Source organism: Bacillus sp. SG20033 (assembly GCF_044570195.1).
GTDB lineage: Bacteria > Bacillota > Bacilli > Bacillales > Bacillaceae > Bacillus > Bacillus subtilis.
The window spans coordinates 195,815-211,473 of the sequence record NZ_CP172606.1; the positions used below are offsets into that span (position 1 = coordinate 195,815).

At 40.6% G+C, this 15,659-nt stretch carries 14 protein-coding genes; 13 read left to right on the forward strand and 1 reads right to left on the reverse strand.

The annotated features are described in order from the left end of the window. Positions 1–69 precede the first annotated feature (69 nt). The 5 genes from cdaA (at position 70) to ACFVP7_RS01150 (ending at position 6,126) form a co-directional block, all read left to right on the forward strand. Positions 70–891 carry a diadenylate cyclase CdaA gene (gene cdaA / locus ACFVP7_RS01130; protein WP_003223651.1) on the forward strand — a complete coding sequence of 274 codons (822 nt, stop codon included), beginning with the start codon at positions 70–72 and terminating at the stop codon, positions 889–891. Beyond that, positions 884–2,338 carry a CdaA regulatory protein CdaR gene (gene cdaR / locus ACFVP7_RS01135; protein ID WP_024571951.1) on the forward strand — a complete coding sequence of 485 codons (1,455 nt, stop codon included), beginning with the start codon at positions 884–886 and terminating at the stop codon, positions 2,336–2,338. The genes cdaA and cdaR overlap by 8 nt, the downstream gene beginning before the upstream one ends. Positions 2,339–2,356: 18 nt before the next feature. After that, entirely contained in the window at positions 2,357–3,703 is a 1,347-nt protein-coding gene (glmM, locus tag ACFVP7_RS01140) for a phosphoglucosamine mutase (protein WP_015382618.1), read from the forward strand. Between the two features lie 433 nt (positions 3,704–4,136). Then, entirely contained in the window at positions 4,137–5,939 is a 1,803-nt protein-coding gene (glmS, locus tag ACFVP7_RS01145) for a glutamine--fructose-6-phosphate transaminase (isomerizing) (RefSeq protein ID WP_396582900.1), read from the forward strand. A 46-nt stretch (positions 5,940–5,985) separates the two neighbouring features. Next, positions 5,986–6,126: a hypothetical protein gene (locus ACFVP7_RS01150; RefSeq protein ID WP_139026436.1), complete on the forward strand. Its 141-nt coding sequence runs from the start codon at positions 5,986–5,988 to the stop codon at positions 6,124–6,126. A 278-nt stretch (positions 6,127–6,404) separates the two neighbouring features. Here the strand turns inward: ACFVP7_RS01150 and alkA are convergent, their stop codons facing one another. Continuing rightward, positions 6,405–7,316 carry a DNA-3-methyladenine glycosidase II gene (gene alkA / locus ACFVP7_RS01155; protein ID WP_396582901.1) on the reverse strand — a complete coding sequence of 304 codons (912 nt, stop codon included), beginning with the start codon at positions 7,314–7,316 and terminating at the stop codon, positions 6,405–6,407. A 273-nt stretch (positions 7,317–7,589) separates the two neighbouring features. On the opposite strand from alkA, the gene adaA reads away from it, so the two are divergent. From adaA to ACFVP7_RS01195, 8 genes are all read left to right on the forward strand, one after another. Further along, a complete protein-coding gene (gene adaA / locus ACFVP7_RS01160; RefSeq protein ID WP_396582902.1) occupies positions 7,590–8,228 on the forward strand; it encodes a bifunctional transcriptional activator/DNA repair enzyme AdaA in 639 nt (212 codons plus the stop codon). Further along, positions 8,212–8,754 (forward strand): methylated-DNA--[protein]-cysteine S-methyltransferase, encoded by a 543-nt coding sequence (gene adaB / locus ACFVP7_RS01165; protein ID WP_396582903.1) that lies wholly within the window; start codon positions 8,212–8,214, stop codon positions 8,752–8,754. The genes adaA and adaB overlap by 17 nt, the downstream gene beginning before the upstream one ends. A 518-nt stretch (positions 8,755–9,272) precedes the next feature. Continuing rightward, positions 9,273–10,790 (forward strand): NADH dehydrogenase subunit 5, encoded by a 1,518-nt coding sequence (locus ACFVP7_RS01170; protein WP_396582904.1) that lies wholly within the window; start codon positions 9,273–9,275, stop codon positions 10,788–10,790. A gap of 14 nt (positions 10,791–10,804) precedes the next feature. Continuing rightward, on the forward strand, positions 10,805–13,420 hold the full coding sequence (locus ACFVP7_RS01175; RefSeq protein WP_396582905.1) for a DUF2309 domain-containing protein: 2,616 nt from the start codon (positions 10,805–10,807) through the stop codon (positions 13,418–13,420). A gap of 76 nt (positions 13,421–13,496) precedes the next feature. Next, positions 13,497–14,024, forward strand: a complete 528-nt coding sequence (locus ACFVP7_RS01180; protein WP_396582906.1) for a carbonic anhydrase — start codon at positions 13,497–13,499, stop codon at positions 14,022–14,024. Positions 14,025–14,087: 63 nt separating this feature from the next. Continuing rightward, positions 14,088–14,378: a DUF6407 family protein gene (locus ACFVP7_RS01185; protein WP_014475635.1), complete on the forward strand. Its 291-nt coding sequence runs from the start codon at positions 14,088–14,090 to the stop codon at positions 14,376–14,378. A 57-nt stretch (positions 14,379–14,435) separates the two neighbouring features. After that, positions 14,436–14,810 carry a DUF2294 domain-containing protein gene (locus ACFVP7_RS01190; protein ID WP_003246482.1) on the forward strand — a complete coding sequence of 125 codons (375 nt, stop codon included), beginning with the start codon at positions 14,436–14,438 and terminating at the stop codon, positions 14,808–14,810. 483 nt (positions 14,811–15,293) lie between these two features. After that, a complete protein-coding gene (locus ACFVP7_RS01195) occupies positions 15,294–15,596 on the forward strand; it encodes a helix-turn-helix transcriptional regulator (protein ID WP_003234907.1) in 303 nt (100 codons plus the stop codon). Positions 15,597–15,659 lie beyond the last annotated feature (63 nt).

Genomic DNA, 15,659 nt, shown 5'->3' on the forward strand with positions numbered 1-15,659 from the left:
TGTAAAGTACATATGCGTAACACGTAAAACACAAAATACGAAATGACTGAAATCTTGGAGGACGAGGAAATGGCTTTTGAGGATATCCCTTTTTTGCAGTACCTCGGCAATGCCGTTGATATTCTCCTTGTTTGGTATGTGATATATAAATTGATTATGGTGATACGCGGCACGAAAGCGGTTCAGCTGTTAAAAGGAATTGTAGTCATCGTGCTTGTTCGTATGGCCAGCCAATATTTGGGCCTCAGCACACTTCAATGGCTGATGGACCAAGCGATAACATGGGGATTTTTAGCAATTATTATTATTTTTCAGCCTGAGCTGAGAAGAGCGCTTGAACAGCTAGGCCGCGGCCGCTTTTTTTCGAGGAGCGGCACGCCTGTTGAAGAAGCGCAGCAGAAAACGATTGAGGCCATTACAAAAGCGATCAATTATATGGCGAAACGCCGTATAGGCGCCCTGCTGACCATTGAGCGGGATACTGGAATGGGGGATTATATTGAGACCGGCATACCACTAAATGCCAAAGTCAGCTCTGAGCTGCTAATCAATATTTTTATTCCAAACACCCCGCTTCATGACGGTGCGGTAATTATGAAAAATAATGAAATTGCCGCGGCCGCCTGTTATCTGCCGCTTTCTGAGAGCCCGTTTATTTCAAAAGAACTGGGCACGCGGCACAGAGCGGCTGTCGGTATCAGTGAAGTAACAGACAGTTTGACGATTATTGTGTCTGAAGAGACCGGCGGCGTCAGTGTGGCAAAGAACGGCGACCTTCACAGAGAGCTGACAGAAGAAGCGCTGAAAGAAATGCTTGAAGCCGAGTTTAAGAAAAACACCAGAGACACTTCTTCTAACCGCTGGTATTGGAGGGGCAAGAAAAATGGATAAATTCTTAAACAACCGCTGGGCTGTGAAAATCATTGCTCTGCTTTTCGCGCTCTTGCTTTATGTGGCGGTTAACAGCAACCAAGCACCGACTCCAAAAAAACCGGGTGAATCTTTCTTTCCGACATCAACAACTGATGAAGCAACTCTGACTGATATTCCGGTTAAAGCGTATTATGATGATGAAAATTACGTCGTGACGGGTGTTCCGCAAACGGTTAATGTCACGATAAAAGGCTCGACAAGCGCCGTGAAAAAGGCTCGGCAGACCAAAAACTTTGAAATATATGCCGATATGGAACATTTGAAAACCGGCACACATAAGGTTGAGCTTAAGGCCAAAAACGTGTCGGATGGGCTGACAATCTCAATTAATCCGTCTGTTACGACAGTGACCATTCAGGAACGGACGACCAAAAGTTTTCCCGTAGAAGTGGAGTACTACAACAAAAGCAAGATGAAAAAAGGCTATTCTCCGGAGCAGCCGATTGTCAGTCCGAAAAATGTGCAGATTACCGGATCGAAAAATGTCATCGATAATATTTCTCTTGTAAAAGCTTCAGTGAATTTGGAAAACGCAGATGAAACGATTGAAAAGGAAGCGAAAGTGACTGTCTATGATAAAGACGGAAACGCACTTCCTGTCGACGTGGAGCCCTCGGTCATCAAGATTACCGTTCCGGTGACAAGCCCGAGTAAAAAAGTGCCCTTTAAAATTGAACGGACAGGAAGCCTTCCTGACGGTGTCAGCATAGCGAATATTGAATCCAGCCCCAGTGAGGTAACGGTTTACGGCTCACAGGATGTGTTGGATTCTCTTGAATTTATTGACGGCGTCAGCTTAGATTTAAGTAAAATTAACAAGGATTCCGATATCGAGGCAGATATTCCGCTTCCTGACGGTGTCAAAAAAATCTCACCGTCAAAGGTGACTTTGCATATAGAAGTCGATAGTGAAGCGGATCAGAAGTTCGAGAATGTCCCTATCAAGACTGTAGGGCTGAGCAGCTCACAAAACATTGAATTTCTTGATCCTGAATCACAAGCGATAGATGTAACGGCTAAAGGCTCTCCCACGAATATAAATAAACTAAAAAAATCAGATATTGAATTGTATGTGAATGTTTCAGATTTAGAGGACGGGGAGCATAGCGTGAAGCTTGAAGTGAACGGGCCACAGAATGTAACTTGGTCCTTGGGGCGGAAAAACGCCAAAATCAAGCTGACGTCTAAGAAAAGCAATACATCAACGAATGATAACAGCAGCAATACATCAGGGAACCAGGATGACACAGATAAACAAACAAATGATCAAAAGAACAATCAGCAAGAAGATACAAAGAACACTGATAAAAACAACAACGATCAAAACCAAGACGAAAATAAAGATCAAAACCAAGATCAGGATGAGGATGAATCCACTGCGAATTCACAATCCTCATCGGAATAAAAAAGGAGCGATTATAAAATGGGCAAGTATTTTGGAACAGACGGTGTAAGAGGTGTCGCCAATAGTGAGCTTACACCTGAGCTGGCCTTTAAAGTCGGACGTTTCGGCGGTTATGTGCTGACAAAAGACAAACAACGTCCAAAAGTGCTGATAGGCCGCGATACACGCATCTCCGGCCATATGCTGGAGGGAGCCCTTGTCGCCGGACTTTTATCCATTGGCGCAGAAGTCATGCGTCTGGGTGTCATTTCTACACCAGGTGTATCTTATTTGACAAAAGCGATGGATGCAGAGGCGGGCGTCATGATTTCCGCTTCTCATAACCCAGTGCAGGATAACGGCATCAAATTCTTTGGGGGAGATGGATTTAAGCTTTCTGATGAACAAGAGGCTGAAATTGAGCGCCTGATGGACGAACCTGAGGATAAGCTGCCAAGACCTGTCGGAGCAGACCTTGGACTTGTAAACGATTATTTTGAAGGCGGACAAAAATATCTGCAATTCTTAAAACAGACAGCTGATGAAGATTTCACAGGCATTCATGTGGCATTGGACTGTGCCCATGGCGCAACGTCATCCTTGGCGACACACCTGTTTGCTGATTTAGATGCAGATGTTTCTACAATGGGGACTTCCCCGAACGGATTAAACATTAATGACGGCGTCGGTTCGACTCATCCCGAAGCGCTCAGCGCGTTTGTCAAAGAGAAAAATGCGGATCTCGGTCTTGCGTTCGACGGTGACGGCGACCGCCTGATTGCTGTCGATGAAAAAGGAAATATTGTAGACGGCGACCAAATCATGTACATATGCTCAAAACATCTGAAATCAGAGGGCCGTTTAAAGGATGATACAGTGGTTTCAACCGTGATGAGCAACCTCGGCTTCTATAAGGCGCTCGAAAAAGAAGGCATCAAAAGCGTACAGACAGCTGTCGGCGACCGCTACGTAGTAGAAGCAATGAAAAAAGACGGCTACAACGTCGGCGGAGAGCAGTCAGGACATCTTATTTTCCTTGATTACAACACGACAGGGGACGGATTATTGTCTGCTATTATGCTGATGAACACTTTGAAAGCCACAGGCAAGCCACTGTCAGAGCTTGCAGCTGAAATGCAGAAATTCCCGCAGCTCTTAGTCAATGTGAGAGTGACTGATAAATATAAAGTTGAAGAAAATGAAAAAGTAAAAGCAATTATTTCTGAAGTTGAAAAAGAAATGAACGGCGACGGCCGGATTTTGGTGCGCCCTTCAGGAACTGAACCGCTCGTCCGTGTCATGGCTGAAGCGAAGACGAAAGAGCTGTGCGATGAGTATGTCAATCGCATTGTTGAAGTCGTCCGGTCAGAAATGGGATTAGAGTAACGAAGTCTATTATCAGAGAGTGAACAAGACAAGCGAGGATTACATAAGATAATTGTGAGACATACGGCAAAGTTGTTTAAAAAACAATTGACCGTTTATGCCACATGTTGTAAAATCAAGCTTGTCTTGTTCTTATTTTCTCAATAGGAAAAGAAGACGGGATTATTGCTTCACCTATAATTATAGCGCCCGAACTAAGCGCCCGGAAAAAGGCTTAGTTGACGAGGATGGAGGTTATCGAATTTTCGGCGGATGCCTCCCGGCTGAGTAAACAGATCACAGCCGTAAGGATTTCTTCAAACCAAGGGGGTGACTCCTTGAACAAAGAGAAATCACATGATCTTCCAAAAAACATGTAGGAGGGGACGATTGAAAGTCCCCTTGAAATTTGACTTTCTTCGTCTCCTTTTACAATCTTAGGAGGAAGAAAAATATGTGTGGAATCGTAGGTTATATCGGTCAGCTTGATGCGAAGGAAATTTTATTAAAAGGGTTAGAAAAGCTTGAGTATCGCGGTTATGACTCTGCTGGTATTGCTGTTGCCAACGAACAGGGAATCCATGTGTTCAAAGAAAAAGGACGCATTGCAGATCTTCGTGAAGTTGTGGATGCCAATGTAGAAGCGAAAGCCGGAATTGGGCATACTCGCTGGGCGACACACGGCGAACCAAGCTATCTGAACGCTCACCCGCATCAAAGCGCACTGGGCCGCTTTACACTTGTTCACAACGGCGTGATCGAGAACTATGTTCAGCTGAAGCAAGAGTATTTACAAGATGTAGAGCTCAAAAGTGACACTGATACAGAAGTAGTCGTTCAAGTAATCGAGCAATTCGTCAATGGAGGACTTGAGACAGAAGAAGCGTTCCGCAAAACACTTACACTGTTAAAAGGCTCTTATGCAATTGCTTTATTCGATAACGACAACAGAGAAACGATTTTTGTAGCGAAAAACAAAAGCCCTCTATTAGTAGGTCTTGGAGATACATTCAACGTCGTAGCCTCTGATGCGATGGCGATGCTTCAAGTAACCAACGAATATGTTGAGCTGATGGATAAAGAAATGGTTATCGTCACTGATGACCAAGTTGTCATCAAAAACCTTGATGGTGACGTGATTACACGTGCGTCTTATATTGCTGAGCTTGATGCCAGTGATATCGAAAAAGGCACGTACCCTCACTACATGTTGAAAGAAACGGATGAGCAGCCTGTTGTCATGCGCAAAATCATCCAAACGTATCAAGATGAAAACGGCAAGTTGTCTGTGCCTGGCGATATCGCTGCCGCTGTAGCGGAAGCGGACCGCATCTATATCATTGGCTGCGGAACAAGCTACCATGCAGGACTTGTCGGTAAACAATATATTGAAATGTGGGCAAACGTGCCGGTTGAAGTGCATGTAGCGAGTGAATTCTCCTACAACATGCCGCTTCTGTCTAAGAAACCGCTCTTCATTTTCCTTTCTCAAAGCGGAGAAACAGCAGACAGCCGCGCGGTTCTCGTTCAAGTCAAAGCGCTCGGACACAAAGCCCTGACAATCACAAACGTACCTGGATCAACGCTTTCTCGTGAAGCTGACTATACATTGCTGCTTCATGCAGGCCCTGAGATCGCTGTTGCGTCAACAAAAGCATACACTGCACAAATCGCAGTTCTTGCGGTTCTTGCTTCTGTGGCTGCTGACAAAAACGGCATCGATATCGGATTTGACCTCGTCAAAGAACTCGGTATCGCTGCAAACGCAATGGAAGCTCTATGCGACCAGAAAGACGAAATGGAAATGATCGCCCATGAATACCTGACTGTATCCAGAAATGCTTTCTTCATCGGACGCGGCCTTGACTACTTCGTATGTGTCGAAGGCGCACTGAAGCTGAAAGAGATTTCTTACATCCAGGCAGAAGGCTTTGCCGGCGGTGAGCTAAAGCACGGAACGATTGCCTTGATCGAACAAGGAACACCAGTATTCGCACTGGCAACTCAAGAGCACGTAAACCTAAGCATCCGCGGAAACGTCAAAGAAGTTGCTGCTCGCGGAGCAAACACATGCATCATCTCACTGAAAGGCCTAGACGATGCGGATGACAGATTCGTACTGCCGGAAGTAAACCCAGCGCTTGCTCCGTTGGTATCTGTTGTTCCATTGCAGCTGATCGCTTACTATGCTGCACTGCATCGCGGCTGTGATGTTGATAAACCGCGTAACCTTGCGAAGAGTGTTACTGTGGAGTAATAAATGTTTAACCCCTTTGGATAAGATTGTCTAAAGGGGTGTTTTTATGTCCAAAAGAGAAAGAACGTCTACAGTGGAAAAATGGATTAAAGAAGGTGATGGTACAGGACTCGACTATCGATCGGCCATGGCTATAGATTTAAGATGTTTCCTCATTAGGTCGGTCAACGAGGTTAAAAGGCATTAAAACTTGGAGAGAAACTGCTTTTGCCTAACTGAGTTTTCTGATGTTAATACAGATATAAGAGAGCAGTTCCCATTAAGATACGCTTTTGATAGCAGTTGGAATTTAGCATGCTAGAAATCCGAAAACCGAAGAGCCTATTGGAATGATAACGTGTTTTTTTATTGTCAATTAATAAAGGCAAAGAATTCTAGAAGTCGCACTTACAATGTACTTGTGGGATTAGGTTTTAAAGTTCATTCTTTTTTTATTGAGTACATTCCGGTTTAAGTTGAAATGATTCAGTAAAGGACACGCCATAAATAAAAGGTAGCGTATGATTGCCATTCTTTCCATGGAACCGATATTTCTAAGATTTCATCTTTCGTAGGCTTTCGGTTCATATTACGTAATATTTTTATCGAATGAATAAGACCCACATCATCGATTGGAAAAGCTGTCGGGAACCTAAGGCAGCGCATTAGAACATAATTGGCTGTCCAAGGACCGATTCCTCGTATTTTAATTAAGTTTTTTTCAGCATCTTTAAAGTTCATTTTCATTAATTTTTCCTTCGATAATTCTCCACTTGCCATTAATCTGGCTATTCCAATGATATATTCACTTTTTTTTACCGTCATTTTAATATCTGCCAGGTCGGTAGGGGTTAACCGTGCAATTCGCTCGTACGGTGGGAACACCCAATACTTTTTACCATTCCATTCAATAGAATCGCCAAATGCTTCTACAAATTGCTTCTTTAAGGAGTACGCGAAGGCTAAGTTAATTTGTTGCCCTAAAACTCCCCAACATAAAGCTTCAAATAAATCGGGAATGCCGATAACTCGCAACCCATAAAATTTTCGGGCAGGCATTTCAAGTAATGGATCTGCTTTTGCCATTTCATAAAATGGTGTTAAATCGTTATCAAGATCAAACCATTCATGAATATATTTTACAATCTCTTCCCGTTTCCACTGCTCAACAGGTCTAGATTCATTTAGGAATTGAACAACCATTTGTTTATTATTGATTACGCTTACCTGCACTAAGGACCGAATTTCTCCAATGGCTATAACTTTTGTAATGATATTGTTCTCTATTTCAAACATGCATTCATTTTTTTCCCTGGTTAGGTAGCCTAGGTTAGCATTCATGTCGAATATTTCAGGTAATGTAATGACGATAACATCATTGACTTCATGCCATGCCACTTTTTCATTCTCCTTATCTTAAATAATTATAAGAAAACTCACGCTGGTTGAAATTTAGTTTATCACATAATCATCTTTACTCATTTTGTTATCTTGCTATTACATTCTAACCACCTTATTTTTTTCTATTTATGAGGTTATAGTGTAGTTATCAAGAATGCTAAACGGGAGTAGATAAAAATGGCCCAAGATATAAAAAACGCGTGTCAAAAATTTAAATTGGGATTCAATTCAAAATGAATTAGATGAGCCATGTAAGGAGAGGTGAGATAAATGCCGGATAGTATCAATAACGGACATAAAGAGAGCCATGATCATAGAATTTCGAATGATGCAGAAATGATAACAGATGAAAAGTGGCAAGCAATTATAAATAATGATGCAGCGTACAATAATCAATTTTTCTACGCTGTTAAATCGACAGGGGTATTCTGTAAACCATCCTGTAAATCTCGTGTTCCGAAAAAAGAAAATGTATGTATTTTTCCAAACGCAGAACAAGCTCTCCGCGCAAATTTTCGCCCTTGTAAACGTTGCAAGCCCACTAATGAGAAAATGCCTGATAGCGAGTGGGTTGATTTAATTACTGAATACATTGATAAAAATTTCACAGAAAAATTAACGCTAGAATCGTTAGCAGATATTTGTCATGGGAGTCCGTATCATATGCATCGAACATTTAAAAAGATTAAAGGCATTACGCTGGGTGAGTATATACAACAAGTTAGAGTACACGCCGCTAAAAAGTATTTGATTCAGACAAATAAAGCGATTGGAGATATCGCTATATGTGTGGGTATAGCTAACGCGCCTTATTTTATTACTTTATTTAAAAAGAAAACTGGACAGACACCAGCACAATTTCGTCAAATGAGTAAAATGGAGGAAACGTACAATGGAAACAAAGAATAAAGCAACCCTTTATTGGTCTTTACTAATGTTCAAGGATTGGAATTTTTATATTGCTTCAACTTTAAAGGGGCTTGTGTTTGTAGGCTCACAGAACAAACCAATCGAGGAATTGTTCGAATGGGCTAAGAAACGCTTTCCAGGAAGTCTTCTTGTTGAAGATGATGATAAGCTTGAACCCTATGCTGTTGAAATCATTCAATATCTAGAAGGAAAGTGGAAAAAATTTACTGTTCCAGTTGAGTACGCCGGTACACAATTTCAGCTAGCCGTCTGGAATGCACTTTGTGAAATTCCTTATGGACAGACGAAATCCTATTCCGACATTGCAAATGATATAAATAAACCAGCAGCTGTTCGTGCTGTAGGTGCGGCTATTGGGGCTAATCCGGTATTAATTACTGTACCATGCCATCGTGTAATAGGAAAGAATGGCTCATTAACTGGCTATCGGGGCGGATTTGAAATGAAGACACTGCTCCTCGATCTGGAAAAGCGAGCTTCATCTGAAATGGATGTTCCTCATTGAAAGTGAATCATCTATAATGGGTTGGATTATTTTAGAGGAAAGTAAAGACCAGTTTACTGATAAACTTGACAACTTTTAAAATTTATCATATCTTATACGTAACTTAATAATCGATGCCGATGTTTATTTTTCCTTTTAAAATATGTAGGCCTTTAGCATTCTTTTCATATTTCATTTTAAATATTGATAGGATGAAAAAGCATCCTAACTAAAAAGGAAGAGAAACATAAGTCGATTTATTTGATAATCAGGACTATATTAAAGGAAATTAAACATAGCATAAAGTAAAGACCAATAATAAGGTAGCTCTTCAAAAAACTTCGCTGAAGTTAGTTGAAGTGAAGCCGACAATTTTCAGGATTCAATGATCTAACATAATCATTGAAATTTTGAAGTTGTCGGCTTTTTTGTTGGAAAAAAATAGAGATAAATAAAAATTGAAATAAATAATAGACAAATATGATCTGATTGAAAGGTCTTTTGACCAATAATGAGTTTTAAAAAAGGGAGAATTTAGAATGTTAGTTTCGCTGAGTTTGTCATCATTATTAACATTATTTTTTATTATGCTTATGGCTTCTGGGATTAGTGGACTATTGTTTTTACATCCGCGAGTACCCTTGAGTTTTGTTCGCATTCATATTGGGATCTTGGCTTTACCACTTTTGGTTTCCTTACTGATTCTTGCCAATAGTGGTGTGAGTGGAAATGTTGGCCCTTGGCACTTAGATTCCTTAGCTTGTTTAATGACTTTCTTTGTTCTTGCAATTGGATTCATCATTCAGCGTTTTTCTGTACGTTACTTAATGGGGGATCGATCTTATCGAAAATATTTTACGCTTTTTACTTTCACAACAGGATCTGCTTCAATGACATGGTTAAGTGGTGATCTCCGCTTGATGGTTCTATTTTGGGGAGCAACTCTTGTTGGTTTAACCTTACTTATTAGGTTAAACAGTGCTTGGCAAGTGGCTAGTGAAGCAGCCAAAATTTCTGGACGGTTATTTTTGTTAAGTTGGTTTTCTTTGTTTTTTGCGATGATGTGGCTTTTTCATGCCACAGGTCAATGGCAGTTATCATTGGTTGTAACAAATGAAAGTATAGCTGGTCTGGGAGAATGGGAGAGAACAGGGATTCAGCTATTGATTGTACTGGCGGTGATCATTCCTGCAGCTCAATGGCCGTTCCAAAGATGGTTGGTTGAGTCTATTGTTGCTCCAACCCCTGTTTCTGCAATTATGCATGCAGGTTTAGTAAATGCTGGAGGAATAATACTAACTCGATTTTCACCTCTATTTCATGGTGGTATCGCTTCGATTATCTTACTTCTGCTTGCTAGCATTTCTGTATTGATTGGAACTGGAATTAGTTTAGTCCAGGTTGACTATAAACGCCAGTTAGTAGGCTCCACGATTGGACAAATGGGGTTTATGCTCATTCAGTGTGCATTAGGCGCCTATATAGCAGCCATTATTCATCTTATTTTACATGGTTTATTCAAAGCTACGTTGTTTCTACAAGCTGGTTCAGCAGTAGGGCGTCATGAAGTATCGGCTCGTGTTAAGGAGAGATCATCCTATTTATGGCTCGTGGCTGGTCGTGCGTTAGCCTTAGTGATAGGTGTTGCTTTTTGGCTCACTGCTCCTGGAGACGGGTATCACTTAATCTGTGCGCTGATCTTAGGGTGGTCATTGTCCGTTTCTTGGACTCAGCTTGTCGCTTTTGGAGAGGGCCGAATTGGCCGAATTGCCGGCTTAACTGTTTTAGGAGGAGCAGCCCTCGTATATTTTATCATTCATAACCTTTTCTATAAGTGGCTGCATACAACCATTTTTCAAAGTGTTCAACCTCCAATGTCAGCTGTCATGATTGTCGTATGTCTCTTACTATTTGGCAGTGCTTTAGGTACGTGGGTTGCTCGTCATCGTTCTTCCGTTTTTTTCGCGGTACTCTATCTTTGGTTAGTTCGATTAGGTGAAGCAAAACCAAAGTCAGTAGAGAGTCACCCAGACTACCTTAAACAATATATTTCATAAGGAGCTAATCTGAGATGGGCATTACATCCGTATTAACGAAAGATAATGTAAAAAAGATAGATACAGATATTGATGTTCAAGAAAGGGATCTTAACGTATTCATTACATCTGCCAGCCGAGTGATTGCGCCACTTTGGCCTATTTCTACATTTGCTACCCGTAATCCGTGGATGGGACTTGAAAACCAACCTTTTGATCAGGTTGCAAGTTGGTTGAAAAATACTCGCGATGTTGATATATACCCTAGTGCGTCTATGATCCGTTCAGCAAAGAATAAAGGTGAGATTGATGAAGATTTTGTGGAAATGGGGCTGCAGCGTTGGCTTGATTCACATTCCTATCACATCCCACGGGACGTGGCAGAGCGATTTTGTCATGCTGCATTAAAGTTAGATCCTCTGCCTTCCGACCTTTTATCATCACATAAGCTGGAGAAATTAGTAAGTGAATGTAGTGGATTGGATCATATCGAGAATTTTTTTATGCAGCCACTAAGTTCGCATATAGAGAATCAAGATGGTGAAAGGCTAGCCAATATACTAGATCATCATGTCATTAAGTGGAGTAAATTATATCTTGATGACTCTCAAGCAGGCTGGACAATGCCTAATCGTGAGGAAGGTTTCTATCGTGCTTGGCAGCATCTCATTCAATATGATCCAGCACTTAGCAAAAAGCAGCGAGAAAGGTTAAAAGGTTGGCCGAAAGAGGCACATTTGGCTTTACAGAAAGCTTTATTCGCACTAGAAATCCCAGAGTCAGAAATCCAGACTTATCTTGAAGGTCATTTACTTTCATTACCTGGATGGGCAGGGATGATGCTTTGGCGCTCCCAACAATCGAGCCACGAACATGCACTCCTAACAGAATATTTAGCGGTTCGAATATCCATGGAGTGGGCTCTTATAAAGCCATATTTACCTTTGACTAATGAACGATCTAAGAAAACAATTTCAATTGCTCCCCTTATAGCAGCTTGGATTCATTGGGGTGGGCTTACATTAGAAGAATGGTCACAGATGACGACCGTTGAACAAAACGAATATTTATCATTTGCCTACAGCTTTGATGAGAAACTTCGCAAGAAACTTTGGTTAGAAGCTTGGGAACAAACGTACACTGATCGATTAAGCCAGAAGATCATCTCGAAACAACGTGAAGCCGGCGGTAAAAAATCTGCATTAGCTCAATTAGCATTCTGCATCGATGTACGATCAGAGCCTTTTCGTCGTCAACTAGAAAAAGAAGGCCCGTTTGAAACAATTGGTATTGCTGGTTTCTTCGGGGTGCCGATTGCAACTTGTGAACTTGGAAGTAATCACAGTCATGCTTCCTTGCCGATCATACAAAAACCGCAAAATAAAATAAAAGAGTTCGCAGATGAGGATGTATTCAAAAAATACAATCAACGGAAGCAAGCAATTCATTCTTTAAGCCATACCTTTAAAACAATGAAGCAGAATGCGCTTTCGAGCTTACTACTGCCTGAGCTAAGCGGACCTTGGCTTACTCTGCAAATGGCAGCCCGTAGCTTTGTGCCAAGAAAGGCGGGTCATTTCATTCGTAATCTCCGTGAGGCTTGGTTGCGCAAACCTGATACAAAACTCTCGCTTCATCATGATGCTACAGAAGCAGAAATACCTGTGGGTTTTACTGATGAAGAAAAAGTGAACTATGCTCGCCAAGCATTAAAAATGATGGGATTAACAGAAAACATCGCACCATTGGTCGTGATTTGCGGGCATGGCAGTCAAAGTACTAATAATCCTTATTCTGCAGCCCTTGATTGTGGTGCCTGCGGTGGAGCGGCTGGTGGATTCAATGCAAGAGTTTTAGCTGCTTTATGTAATCTATCAGAGGTACGGGAAGCTCTTTTAGCTGAAGGAATTAAAATTCCTGAGGATACGGTTTTTGCGGCAGCTGAACATAATACAACGGTGGATGAATTACATTGGCTTTATGTACCAGAGCTTTCCGAAGCTGCACAAGAAGCATTTGAACAAATTGAAGCCGTTATGCCGAAAGTGAGACATCATGTAAACGCAGAACGTCTGGCCCAATTACCGAATTTCCAATCGAAGCTAAAAAATCCGAAGGCAGAGGCACACCGATTTGCGGAAGATTGGAGTGAGATACGTCCGGAATGGGGACTGGCTCGTAATGCCGCTTTTATTATCGGTAAACGTGAACTAACTCAGGATTGTGATTTGGAAGGAAGGGCCTTTCTCCATAATTATGATTGGAAGCAGGATGAAAGCGGTGAACTCCTAGCAAATATTATTGCAGGACCTGGAACTGTGGCCCAATGGATTAATTTACAATATTACGCATCAACGGTAGCACCTCATTATTATGGCAGCGGAAATAAAGCAACTCAAACCGTTACTTCAGGTCTCGGCGTTATGCAGGGGAATGCAAGCGACTTGTTAGCCGGACTGCCTTGGCAATCCGTCATGGAATCAGATCACGAGGCCTATCATTCTCCTCTTCGTTTATTGATACTCATCCAAGCACCTAGAGAATATGTAGAACGGTTATTAAATCATGACTCAGCATTTCTGCAAAAAGTTCAAAATGGATGGGTCCGACTGGCTAATATTGATCCAGAAGGATGTTGGGAAAGCTGGTAATGATGAATTTAAGCATTTATCAAATGGATTTGTTATTCAAAATAAAAATGATAAACATAAGGAAGAGGTGTGCTGTATGAATGTAATCCAAAATAAAAAAGTATTATTTTTGACGGATATTGAAAACGGTTTGGAGCCTATTTTACAAGAAGCAACTAACACTTCTGCAGAGAATATGTTGACTATACAAAGCTATGGTGCCAGTATTTCACATCCTTATGGAGAAATCATGAGGTCTGTTATTTTTGCGATTTACCAGGAAGATGTTGAGGAGATTTTTGTAGTAGGAACAAAAGACAAGAAGACTTCCGCAGGTAATGGACTAACTCAACTTGAAACAATGAAAGATAAAATACAAACATTGGATTATCTCTTTCAAAATTGCAAGCCTGAATTTTTAGGTGGTACGGTCGATGAATGGCTAAATGAAAATAGCAGTGACACCGTTGAAAAAAGTGTTGATATGATTCGACATCATCCCCTAGTGCCGTCATATGTTAAAGTTAGAGGTTTATTCGTTCATCATAAGGATGGAAAACCCTCAACCGTGGAGGTTCCTGATGTTAAAACAGGTCAAGCCTTACCTGATCATTGCTTGTCATGATGAAATACAGGTTCAACTTCTAAACGCACCCATATATGGAGAAAGCAGTTCTAAGGAGATTGTATGAGCGCTAATTTAACTGATTTTGTCACGAAAACAATAGAGGAAATGAACTCGTTTGATCGTGAAAATATGGAATGTATGAAAAAACTAATTAGAAAAGCAATTGATTTTTATCATCTAAAGTCTTATGAAGAAGTTGAGGAAACCCATTCAGGAAATGTTCGATTTTTGCATGTCCACTCTATGATGGAAGAAAATATGTTATCCAAAATGATAGTGGTCACAAGAAACGGTAAAACTGATTTGGATATTGAAGGTGTATATGAAGGATATGTTGTAAGAGAATATTAATGAGACGAAATCACAAATAGAATATGCCAATTTTTTTGCTCAGGAGATGTATTAGATATGAAAAAGTCGAAGGGTTCTATTGAATCAGAGATCAGTAAGTCCATTACTCAATGGGAGAAGGATTATCTTGGGCGGGGGTCTGTATCTGTTAAGACTGATATACTGCGGGACATGATCATCGTCAATTTAAAAGGGATTTTAACACCAGCCGAATATGTAGTTTGTGGATCAAAAGAGGGTATGTTATCTATCAAACAAACTCGTTCGGAGTTAGTCGAATCAGGTATAGAAGGCCTTAAAGATATTATCTTAAAAATAACCGGAGAAAAAGTGAAAAGTTTTCATACTGATTTAAGCTCCCGGACAGGTGAACGAGTGATGGTATTTAAATTATGTAATGATCTAGAGAAAAATTTGGAAAAGATCTTATAATCTAAAGAAAATAAATGTTTTGACGTGTGAATTGAACATATTGAACTGCCGATTCTTTTGTTTTACAATTATGGCATCATTGATAACTTTTATTCATATCCTAAGCGGACATAAAGAGATGTCAATTCATAGTACACTGTCATGTTATTCCTGTCGAAAGATCTAACATCCGCTGTTGTTATGAGCGGATGTTTTTTCACATCTATTTTAAATACATGAATTTGATGCTGGTGATTAGTCACTTGAACAATATTAAATTCATTTTAATTGAAAACATCCTTGTCACCTGCCGGGTTCCCCAAAGTGTTTAGTGACATGATTATGAGACCAATTTCGTAAAGCTTGATGATAAATTTAAGCGGTGAACAAAATTGATATGCTGTCTTCAGTTTCATTTCACGGAATTAGTCAGAGATAAACCTTTAATTAAATATATCCAAAAAACGGATTGACATATCGAAATATAACGATATAATAATCGGTATGGAACCAATTGAAGTATTCAAAGCCTTATCAAATGAATCAAGACTGCAAATTTTACAATGGCTGAAGGAGCCCGATCGTCATTTTGCACCCCATGAAGGGATTGATATGAACACAATCGGGGTATGTGTCAGTCAAATAACAGACAAATTGAAAATGACGCAATCGACGGCTTCCCAATATCTTACCATCCTTTTAAGAGCCGGCCTAATTAAGGCGGAGCGAATCGGAAAGTACACGTATTACAAAAGAGATGAAGAAGCCATTGGGAAACTTGCTGACTTTCTTAAAACAGAGATATAAAAATAAACATCAAAAGATGTTTATTTTTACACCATACATATCGACATATTGCGATGTGTTTAT